This is a genomic window from Cytobacillus sp. OWB-43, assembly GCF_034651445.1.
Taxonomy (GTDB): Bacteria; Bacillota; Bacilli; order Bacillales; family Cytobacillaceae; genus Cytobacillus; species Cytobacillus kochii.
The window spans coordinates 265,260-275,566 of the sequence record NZ_JAYEFF010000004.1 but is presented as its reverse complement, the minus strand read 5'-3'; the positions used below and the strand labels follow the sequence as shown (position 1 = coordinate 275,566).

11 protein-coding genes, 1 rRNA gene and 1 riboswitch are annotated in these 10,307 nt (G+C 40.1%); of the genes, 11 read left to right on the top strand and 1 reads right to left on the bottom strand.

Annotated elements, in window-relative coordinates:
• A 5S ribosomal RNA gene (rrf, locus tag U9M49_RS16665) occupies positions 1-98 on the top strand; the annotation flags it as partial.
• Positions 99-176: 78 nt separating this feature from the next.
• Here the strand turns inward: rrf and U9M49_RS16660 are convergent.
• The gene (locus U9M49_RS16660; protein WP_095370726.1) at positions 177-665 is read right to left on the bottom strand and encodes a hypothetical protein; all 489 of its coding nucleotides are present in this window, start codon (positions 663-665) and stop codon (positions 177-179) included.
• Between the two features lie 193 nt (positions 666-858).
• On the opposite strand from U9M49_RS16660, the gene U9M49_RS16655 reads away from it, so the two are divergent.
• From U9M49_RS16655 to purF, 10 genes are all read left to right on the top strand, one after another.
• A complete protein-coding gene (locus U9M49_RS16655; protein ID WP_095370725.1) occupies positions 859-1,401 on the top strand; it encodes a DUF2179 domain-containing protein in 543 nt (180 codons plus the stop codon).
• Positions 1,398-1,592: an NETI motif-containing protein gene (locus U9M49_RS16650; protein ID WP_251163305.1), complete on the top strand. Its 195-nt coding sequence runs from the start codon at positions 1,398-1,400 to the stop codon at positions 1,590-1,592. Before U9M49_RS16655 ends, U9M49_RS16650 begins: the two co-directional genes overlap by 4 nt.
• Before the next feature lie 94 nt (positions 1,593-1,686).
• Positions 1,687-1,788: riboswitch (purine riboswitch) on the top strand.
• A gap of 142 nt (positions 1,789-1,930) precedes the next feature.
• Complete coding sequence (purE, locus tag U9M49_RS16645; protein WP_095370724.1) at positions 1,931-2,419, top strand: 5-(carboxyamino)imidazole ribonucleotide mutase; 489 nt, start codon at positions 1,931-1,933, stop codon at positions 2,417-2,419.
• Positions 2,406-3,560 (top strand): 5-(carboxyamino)imidazole ribonucleotide synthase, encoded by a 1,155-nt coding sequence (gene purK, locus U9M49_RS16640; protein WP_322910226.1) that lies wholly within the window; start codon positions 2,406-2,408, stop codon positions 3,558-3,560. Before purE ends, purK begins: the two co-directional genes overlap by 14 nt.
• A 3-nt stretch (positions 3,561-3,563) precedes the next feature.
• Positions 3,564-4,856, top strand: a complete 1,293-nt coding sequence (purB, locus tag U9M49_RS16635) for an adenylosuccinate lyase (protein WP_095370723.1) — start codon at positions 3,564-3,566, stop codon at positions 4,854-4,856.
• Positions 4,857-4,948: 92 nt separating this feature from the next.
• Positions 4,949-5,668 (top strand): phosphoribosylaminoimidazolesuccinocarboxamide synthase, encoded by a 720-nt coding sequence (gene purC / locus U9M49_RS16630; protein ID WP_322910218.1) that lies wholly within the window; start codon positions 4,949-4,951, stop codon positions 5,666-5,668.
• The gene (gene purS / locus U9M49_RS16625; RefSeq protein WP_095370721.1) at positions 5,661-5,915 is read left to right on the top strand and encodes a phosphoribosylformylglycinamidine synthase subunit PurS; all 255 of its coding nucleotides are present in this window, start codon (positions 5,661-5,663) and stop codon (positions 5,913-5,915) included. Before purC ends, purS begins: the two co-directional genes overlap by 8 nt.
• Positions 5,912-6,598: a phosphoribosylformylglycinamidine synthase subunit PurQ gene (gene purQ, locus U9M49_RS16620; protein ID WP_322910217.1), complete on the top strand. Its 687-nt coding sequence runs from the start codon at positions 5,912-5,914 to the stop codon at positions 6,596-6,598. The genes purS and purQ overlap by 4 nt, the downstream gene beginning before the upstream one ends.
• Positions 6,582-8,798, top strand: a complete 2,217-nt coding sequence (gene purL / locus U9M49_RS16615; RefSeq protein WP_322910216.1) for a phosphoribosylformylglycinamidine synthase subunit PurL — start codon at positions 6,582-6,584, stop codon at positions 8,796-8,798. The genes purQ and purL overlap by 17 nt, the downstream gene beginning before the upstream one ends.
• Positions 8,783-10,195, top strand: a complete 1,413-nt coding sequence (purF, locus tag U9M49_RS16610; RefSeq protein ID WP_095370719.1) for an amidophosphoribosyltransferase — start codon at positions 8,783-8,785, stop codon at positions 10,193-10,195. Before purL ends, purF begins: the two co-directional genes overlap by 16 nt.
• Positions 10,196-10,307 lie beyond the last annotated feature (112 nt).

The window sequence follows — 10,307 nt, the reverse complement described above, 5'->3', positions numbered from 1 at the left end:
AGGTCACACCCGTTCCCATACCGAACACGGAAGTTAAGCTTCTCAGCGCCGATGGTAGTTAGGGGCTGTCCCCTTGTGAGAGTAGGACGTTGCCGGGCAAGATAAAAGAGCACATCATTTGATGTGCTCTTTTTTTGTGGTTATTTACTAGGTCTCTATAAGATTACAAGCTTTTTCTATTTAATCTGTAAATACCGATAAAAGTGATATAATTCTGTCCGCATTAGATAGTTTTCTTGTTGTAGGGTTGATGTAATGTTCTTTAGTTGGTTCAACTCTTCTTGCATATATTGGAGTTGTGTTTGTATATTTGTCATATTGGTTTTTGCTATATTCTTTTCCCTTGCTTCTTCGCGAGAGATAATTTCATCTTCTCTAATCCCTTTTATAATGGATGCTGTTCCGATACTTTCTCCGGCAGCTACAATAATACTTCCAAGTAAGGCTAACCTAAATGACTCTAAACTAAGTATTCCTTCACTTTCCGATTCAGTTATGCCTTCTTCATCTTCTTCTAGTTGATCAAAAAGACCAATGACTACGATTATGCTCCCAATTGCAGAGAGAGCGCCGCCTAGTAATGCCAGTCTCTCACTTTCACGAACCCCTTCGCCTTCAGTTTGGAAATTTGCATGATGTGCGTAAAATGGATACCAAAAGACCATCTCTCTCCACCTCTTTTCCGATCATTAGGCATACATCCTGTATAACAGAGTATTCTTTTTTATGTAGATGGTACATTGTTTCAAGCGTTTAATTTAGGAAATTTGGGGAATCGAACAGGAAAGTAGTCATTTAACCTTGAAAGTTTGGGTATAAAGGTAATAAGAAGGTTTGAAGTGAGATAGGAGTGTTAAAATGTTAGAGAATGGCCTTGTAATGGTAACGATTATTTTGGTTATTAATATTGTGTATGTGTCCTTTTTTACGATTCGTATGATATTAACATTAAAAGGGCAGCGTTACCAGGCAGCATTTATTAGTATGATTGAAATTGTTATTTATGTCATTGGTTTAGGCTTAGTGTTAGATAATTTAGACCAGATACAGAACATTATCGCCTATGCAGTCGGGTATGGTATAGGCGTCATTGTTGGGATGAAAATTGAAGAAAAGCTTGCACTTGGCTATATTACTGTTAATGTAATAACGAAGGAGTATGATAAAGATTTGCCAAAGGATTTACGGGCCAAAGGATATGGTGTAACGTCTTGGGCTGCGAATGGGCTTGAAGGGGACCGTATGGCACTGCAAATCTTAACTCCAAGAAAGTATGAATTAAAGCTGTATGATACGATTAAAACACTTGATCCGAAGGCCTTCATCATTGCTTATGAACCAAAAACGATATATGGTGGCTTCTGGGTTAAATCTGTTAAGAAAGGTAAGTTATTTAAGTGAGTCAAAAGAAAAAGAAATTTGAAGTGTTGGAAAATGAAACCATTGATCAATGCTTAGATCGCATGAAGCAAGAAGGGTATTTTCCAATAAGAAGAATGGAAAAACCGTACTTTAAAGAAATGAAGAAAAATGGGAAGACAGAATATGAACCTGCAGGGCAAAAAATAGTCTTTGAAGGACAACTTTTGTAACAAAACACGAACATTAATTTTCTGACTTCTTTAATCGTTCGAGATTATCATTGACGGACAATTCGGAAGTTGTTAAGATGAAATTGAAAGAAAACCTAACAACATTTTAACCCCTCATATAATAATGGGAATATGGCCCATGAGTCTCTACCCGGGAACCGTAAATACTCGGACTATGAGGGAAAGCTTCTTGTTTGTCCAAGGGACTAGTGTCTCTAAATTCATAACATTTCTATTTATGAATGAATGGCTCAGACAGAATCTTTCTCTCTTAGATTAGAGCGAGGATTCTATCTGGGCTTTTTCATTTTTTGGACAAAAAGGAATGGAGGAGAAGGATGAAAATCGAAGTTGCCGTCATCATGGGTAGTACATCAGATTGGGAAACGATGAAACATACTTGTGACATTTTAGATGAGCTTGAAGTCGGTTATGAAAAAAAAGTCGTATCTGCACATAGAACGCCTGATTTGATGTTTGATTATGCAGAAAGTGCAAGAGCTAAAGGAATCAAAGTCATTATTGCAGGAGCAGGGGGTGCCGCACACTTACCTGGCATGGTAGCCGCTAAAACAACGCTACCAGTCATTGGTGTCCCAGTTCAATCTAAAGCGTTAAACGGGATAGATTCCTTATTATCCATTGTACAAATGCCTGGCGGTGTCCCAGTTGCTACAGTTGCTATTGGTAAAGCAGGGGCAACAAATGCAGGGTTACTGGCAGGGCAAATCTTAAGCGCCTTTGATGAGGAAATTGCTAAACGGTTAGAAGATAGGCGAGAAAGAACAAAACAACAAGTGTTAGAAAGTAGTGATGATCTTGTCTAAACAAACCATACTACCTGGTCAAACAATCGGCATAATTGGTGGAGGGCAGCTAGGTCGCATGATGGCATTATCGGCCAAAGCGAATGGTTTTCGCATAGCTGTACTGGATCCCACGGAAGATTCCCCATGTGGTCAAGTGGCTGATGTGAAGATTGTTTCAGCTTATGATGATATGAATGCAATAAAACAATTAGCATCTATAAGTGATATTGTGACATATGAATTTGAAAATATTAGTGCTGAGGGGCTTGATTGGCTTTGTGAGAATGCTTATGTGCCTCAAGGTTCACATGTATTATCACAGACACAGGATCGTATAAAAGAGAAGGTAGCGATCACAAAAGCAGGTGCGACTGTTGCCCCGTACGCAGAGATTCACGCAACGGAAGATATTTATGCTAATATAGAAGCGCTTGGCTTTCCTGCTGTTTTAAAAACAGCAAGAGGTGGATACGATGGCAAGGGACAATATGTAATTCATAACGAAGCTGACATAGAAAAGGCGAAAGAATTATTAAATCATGGTGCATGCGTCTTAGAGAAGTTCATTCCTTTTCAAAAAGAAATCTCAGTGATTGTTTTCAGGAATCCCAATGGTGAAACAGCTTTCTTGCCAGTTGGGGAAAATGTTCATAAAGATAATATTCTACATCAAACGATTGTACCGGCGAGAATTTCCAAATTAGCTTCTCAAACGGCCTTAGAAGAGGCGAAAAAAATTGCCGATGATTTTGAGCTAGTTGGTACACTTGCGGTGGAAATGTTCCTTGGAGAAAATGATGAGATCTATATTAACGAACTAGCCCCAAGGCCGCATAATTCTGGTCACTACTCTATTGAAGCATGTGAAACTTCACAATTCGAACAGCATATTCGTGCAGTTTGTAATTGGCCATTAGCAAATACAGAATTACTAAAACCAGCTGTAATGGTCAATATATTAGGAGAGCATGTTGAACCTCTTATTCGGTCCATTCCTACGGTAACGGATTGGAAGGTTCATTTATACGGGAAAGCAGAAGCGAAGTTTAAACGAAAAATGGGTCATGTGACATTGCTTCGCGACAATGTAGAGGAAGCTTTACGTGAAGTAGAACAAAGTGACATATGGCAAATTGCTGCAGAAAAGATCGGAGGATAAATCATGATTGATCGTTATACTCGCCCAGAGATGGGAGCTATTTGGACAGAACAGAACCGTTTCCAAGCTTGGTTGGAAGTGGAGATTCTTGCTTGCGAAGCCTGGGCTGAGCTTGGAGATATTCCTAAAGAGGATGTAGCTAAAATCCGTGAAAAAGCTTCATTTGACATTGAGCGAATTAAAGAAATAGAAGAAGAAACAAGACATGATGTCGTTGCCTTTACACGTGCCGTTTCCGAAACACTCGGTGAAGAACGTAAATGGGTCCATTATGGCCTTACTTCTACAGATGTTGTCGATACTGCACTTTCATATATAGTAAAGCAAGCAAATGATATCTTACTAAAAGACCTCGAGCGTTTTGTAGAAATTCTTAAAGTAAAAGCACAAGAGCATAAAAACACAGTAATGATGGGACGTACACATGGTGTGCATGCGGAGCCGACTACTTTTGGTTTGAAAATGGCATTATGGTATGAAGAGATGAAACGTAACTTGGCACGCTTTAAAGAGGCGGCTGCTGGCGTTGAGTTCGGTAAAATTTCCGGCGCTGTCGGTACGTATGCGAACATCGATCCATTTGTTGAACAATATGTTTGTGAAAAGCTTGGTATTCAGCCAGCACCTATTTCTACACAAACACTACAACGTGATCGTCATGCACATTATATGAGCACGATTGCATTAATTGCTACGTCCATCGAGAAGTTTGCCACAGAGATACGGGGCCTGCAAAAGAGTGAAACACGTGAAGTGGAAGAATTCTTTGCAAAAGGACAAAAAGGTTCTTCAGCCATGCCTCATAAGCGTAATCCGATTGGATCAGAGAATATGACAGGGATGGCAAGAGTCATTCGTGGTTATATGATGACCGCGTATGAAAATGTGTCATTGTGGCATGAGCGTGATATTTCTCACTCTTCAGCGGAGCGCGTGATTTTACCAGATGCAACGATTGCATTGAATTATATGCTTAACCGCTTTGGCAATATTGTGAAGAACTTAACGGTATATCCTGAGAATATGAAACGAAATATGGATCGTACGTTAGGGCTTATTTATTCTCAACGTGTATTGCTCGCATTGATTGATAAAGGCCTTGTGCGTGAAGAAGCGTATGATACTGTTCAACCAAAAGCAATGGAATCATGGGAAAAACAAGTACCATTCCGCAGCTTAATTGATCAAGATGAAAAGATCACTTCCCTTTTAACAAAAGAAGAGATAGATGATTGCTTCGATTATCATCACCATTTGAAGCATGTAGATACGATCTTTAATCGTTTAGGTTTATAAAAAATAATGGGGAGAAGAAGTTTTTCCTCCTCTCCCCATTCATTTCACCTAGTAAGAATATTGCTAATTTTCATGATTGGGAGGCGCAAGTCATGCAAAAAGGTTCACTTGTTTATGAAGGAAAAGCAAAAAGGGTTTACAACACAGATGATGCATCTATCGTTTGGCTAGAATACAAAGATGCTGCTACTGCTTTTAATGGAGAGAAGAAAGCAAGTATTGACGGCAAGGGCCGTTTAAATAATGAGATTACTAGCTTGCTATTTTCAAAACTAAAGGAGCTTGGTATTGATTCTCATTTTGTGAAGCAAATTTCTCCGAATGAGCAACTTGTAAAGAAAGTGGACATCATTCCATTAGAAACTGTTGTGAGAAATACTTCAGCAGGCAGCTTTGCAAAAAGGCTTGGCGTGGAAGAAGGAAAACCATTAACAAGACCAATTGTCGAATTTTATTATAAGGACGATGATTTAGGTGATCCATTATTAACAGAGGACCATATAGAAATCATGGATTTAGCAACCGAAGAAGAAGTCGCATTTTTAAAAGAAAAAGCATTGAAAGTAAATGAAGTATTATCACAATTTTTTAAAGAGTTGGGCATCCGCCTCGTCGATTTTAAATTGGAATTCGGTAAGGATGCATCAGGTGCTATTCTGTTAGCAGATGAAATTTCACCTGATACATGCCGCTTTTGGGATTTAAAAACGAATGAAAAGCTCGACAAAGATGTTTTTCGTCGCGACCTTGGCAATTTAACAGATGCTTATGAAAATATTTTATCCAGACTGGGAGGAAAACTTCATGTATAAAGTAAAGGTGTTCGTCACATTAAGAGAGAGCGTATTAGATCCACAAGGAAATGCTGTTAAGCACTCCTTGCATTCCATGAATTACAACGAAGTGTCAGATGTGCGCATCGGAAAATACTTGGAGCTTTCGATTGAAAAGTCAGAGCGTCCTGTTGAAGAAGTAGTAAAAGAAATGTGTGAAAGATTACTTGCGAATGTCGTGATTGAAGATTATCGTTTTGAAATCGAGGAGGCTGTTGCTCAGTGAAGTTTGCTGTGATTGTTTTTCCAGGATCGAACTGTGATATTGACATGTATCATGCAGTAAAAGATGAGCTGGGCTGTGATGTGGAATATGTTTGGCACGATGAAAAAAGCTTAGATGGTTTTGATGGCATTCTATTACCGGGAGGATTTTCATACGGTGATTATTTGCGAAGTGGAGCCATTGCACGATTTAGTCACGTGATGAAGGAAGTGATTAAAGCGGCTGAGGCAGGGAAACCGGTATTAGGCGTCTGCAACGGTTTTCAAATTTTACTAGAAGCAGGCTTACTGCCAGGGGCGATGAGAAGAAATGAAAGCTTAAAATTCATTTGTCGTCCAGTTCAATTAAAAGTCGAAAACAATCAAACAATGTTCTCGCAAGGATATGAACAAGATGAAGTGATTACCATACCAGTAGCTCATGGTGAAGGAAACTACTATTGTGATGAAGTGACACTTGCTAGTTTAAAAGAAAACAATCAAATTGTTTTTACTTACCATGATGCCAACCCGAATGGTAGCTTAAGTAATATTGCTGGTATTACGAATAAAGCGGGCAATGTGCTTGGCATGATGCCCCACCCTGAGAGAGCGGTAGATGAGCTAATAGGTGGCGCTGATGGGTTAAAACTTTTTCAATCAATTGTGAAACAATGGAGGGAATCACATGTCGTTAATGCTTGAACCAAGTCCAGAACAACTAAAAGAACAACAAGTCTATAAGGAAATGGGTTTGTCAGATGACGAATTTGCAATGGTTGAAAAGATTTTAGGTCGCCTACCTAACTATACTGAAATCGGACTTTTCTCTGTTATGTGGTCAGAACATTGTAGCTACAAAAACTCTAAGCCTGTATTAAGTAAGTTCCCTACAAAAGGCGAGCATGTGTTGCAAGGTCCAGGAGAAGGTGCCGGAATTGTTGATATAGGAGATGAACAGGCTGTTGTATTCAAGATTGAAAGCCATAATCACCCATCTGCGATCGAACCTTATCAGGGGGCAGCAACGGGTGTGGGCGGTATTATCCGCGATGTATTCTCGATGGGCGCAAGACCTGTTGCACTCCTCAACTCTTTACGCTTTGGAGAATTGGATACTCCTCGTGTTCGCTACCTTTTTGAAGAAGTAGTAGCGGGGATTGCTGGATATGGTAATTGCATAGGCATTCCAACAGTCGGTGGAGAAGTGCAATTTGACGCTTCCTATGAAGGGAATCCACTTGTTAATGCGATGTGTGTCGGCTTAATTGATCATAAAGATATTAAAAAAGGGCAAGCGCATGGGGTAGGTAACACAGTCATGTATGTGGGAGCCAAAACTGGACGTGATGGCATTCACGGTGCTACTTTTGCTTCTGAAGAATTAACGGATCAATCAGAGGAGAATCGTCCGGCTGTTCAAGTAGGTGATCCATTTATGGAGAAGTTGCTATTAGAAGCATGCCTTGAACTTGTAAAATCTGACGCATTAGTAGGGATTCAAGATATGGGCGCGGCAGGATTAACGAGTTCATCTGCAGAGATGGCAAGTAAAGCTGGTTCAGGGATAGAAATGAACCTAGACTTAGTTCCACAACGCGAAACAGGAATGACTGCTTATGAAATGATGTTATCGGAGTCACAAGAAAGAATGTTAATTGTAGTGACGAAAGGAAGAGAGCAAGAAATTGTTGACCTTTTCTCCAAATATGATTTAGAAGCAGTGGCAATCGGCCGTGTGACTGATGATAAACAACTACGTTTGATTCATAAAGGCGAAGTAGTGGCAGATGTACCAACAGATGCACTAGCAGAAGAAGCACCTGTATACCATAAGCCTTCCAAAGAACCAGCTTATTACCGTGAATTCCAGGCGATGGAAAATGATATTCCCGCAGTTGATGATCATAGAGAAACTCTAATGTCATTATTACAACAACCAACGATCGCTAGTAAAGAGTGGGTATATGACCAATATGATTATATGGTAAGAACCAATACAGTCGTAGCTCCAGGGTCTGATGCCGCAGTTATCCGTATCCGTGGAACGAAAAAAGGACTAGCGATGACTACGGATTGTAATTCACGCTATATGTATTTAGATCCTGAAGTAGGCGGAAAAATAGCTGTAGCTGAAGCAGCACGTAATATCGTTTGTTCTGGTGGCGCGCCGTTAGCAATTACGGACAACTTAAACTTCGGTAATCCGGAAAAGCCAGAAATCTTCTGGCAAATTCAAAAATCTGCTGATGGCATCAGTGAAGCTTGTCGTACATTAAATACGCCGGTCATTGGTGGTAATGTTTCATTATATAACGAAACAAACGGCACAGCGATTTATCCTACGCCAGTTATCGGGATGGTTGGTCTAGTGGAGGATATTGAGCATGTGACAACACAAGACTTCAAACAAGCAGGCGACCTGATTTATTTATTAGGTGATACGAGAGCGGAATTTGGTGGCAGTGAACTACAGAAGCTAAGCTACAAAAAAATCTTCGGGCAAGCACCAGCAATCGATTTAACAGTAGAAGCAGCCAATCAAGAAAAAGTCTTAACAGCTATTCACCAAGGGTTACTATCATCTGCACATGATCTTGCAGAAGGTGGGTTAGCAGTGGCAGTAGCTGAGAGTTTATTTGCGAATCAATTAGGTGCAAAACTTAAGTTAACTGGTGAAGCAACAACACAATTGTTCAGTGAATCTCAATCTAGATTCCTTCTAAGTGTGAAGAAGGAGAACAAAGAAGCATTTGAACAATTAACAAATGCTACACTCATTGGTGAAGTAACAAATGAGCAAGCACTTGAAATTACTGTAAACGACGAACTTGTAATCAAAGAGCAAACAGAAGTGCTAAATAAGGCGTGGAAGGGAGCTATACCAGCATGCTTGCAGAAATAAAAGGTTTAAATGAGGAATGTGGTGTCTTTGGTATTTGGGGTCATCCGGAAGCAGCACAGATTACTTATTACGGATTGCATAGCCTTCAGCATCGTGGTCAAGAAGGTACAGGTATTGTTGTAACAGATGGAGATAAGTTGAAGGGTGTAAAAGGAGAGGGCCTCGTCACTGAGGTTTTCTCTCAAGATGCTATTCAAGAACTAAAAGGAACTTCAGCAATTGGTCATGTCAGGTACGCTACTGCAGGTGGCGGGGGCTATGAGAATGTGCAACCACTTTTATTCCAATCACAAAATGGTGGTCTAGCTCTATGTCACAATGGAAATTTAACGAATGCTACAGCCCTTAAATATCAACTAGAAGCACAGGGAAGTATTTTTCAAACGAGTTCAGATACCGAGGTATTAGCTCATTTAATTAAACGAGGCGGTGTATCTTCTCATAAAGAGCGTGTGAAGAATGCCTTGTCCATGGTAAAAGGCGCTTATGCTTTCTTAATTATGACTGAAAATGAAATGATGGTTGCGGTTGATCCGAATGGTCTCCGTCCTCTATCTCTAGGCAAAATTGGGGATGCTTACGTAATTGCTTCCGAAACATGTGCTTTCGATATTGTCGGAGCTGAGTTTGTTCGTGATGTATTACCTGGAGAGTTATTAGTCATTGATGATAATGGGTTCCGTTCTGAAATGTTCGCAATGGCTTCAAATATATCTATGTGTGCGATGGAATATGTGTATTTCTCCCGACCAGATAGCAATATTAATGGCATCAATGTCCATACAGCGCGAAAAAATTTAGGGAAGCAGCTTGCTGTCGAGGTTCCGATTGAGGCAGATGTCGTAACTGGTGTACCTGATTCAAGTATTTCCGTAGCCATTGGTTATGCTGAAGCAACAGGGATTCCTTATGAGATGGGTCTCATTAAGAATAAGTATGTTGGTCGGACATTTATCCAACCATCACAGTCATTGCGGGAACAAGGAGTGAAGATGAAGCTATCACCTGTAAGAGGTGTTGTTGAAGGGAAACGAGTTGTCATGGTGGATGACTCCATTGTACGTGGAACAACGAGCCGCCGTATTGTGACGATGTTAAAAGAAGCAGGCGCGACTGAAGTACATGTAATCATCAGCTCGCCACCGATCAAAAACCCATGCTTCTATGGCATTGATACTTCAACAAAAGAAGAATTAATTGCTTCTGATCGTTCTGTAGAAGATATTCGCGAAATTATTGGTGCTGATACACTTACTTTTTTAAGTCCAAAAGGGATGATCGATGCCATTGGAAGAGAAGAAGAAGGCGAGACAAGAGGTCTTTGCTTAGCTTGCTTCACAGGGAAGTATCCAACGGAGATCTATCCAAGCACGCTACATCCGTACGAAAAAGTATAAATAATAAAGTAGCAACATGGTTTGCTACTTTTATTCTTAGAAATTAACAATACGTTTTGGTGCGAATACTTGGCGTATGATGCTAGATTGAAAGAATACCTGTTAATAAATT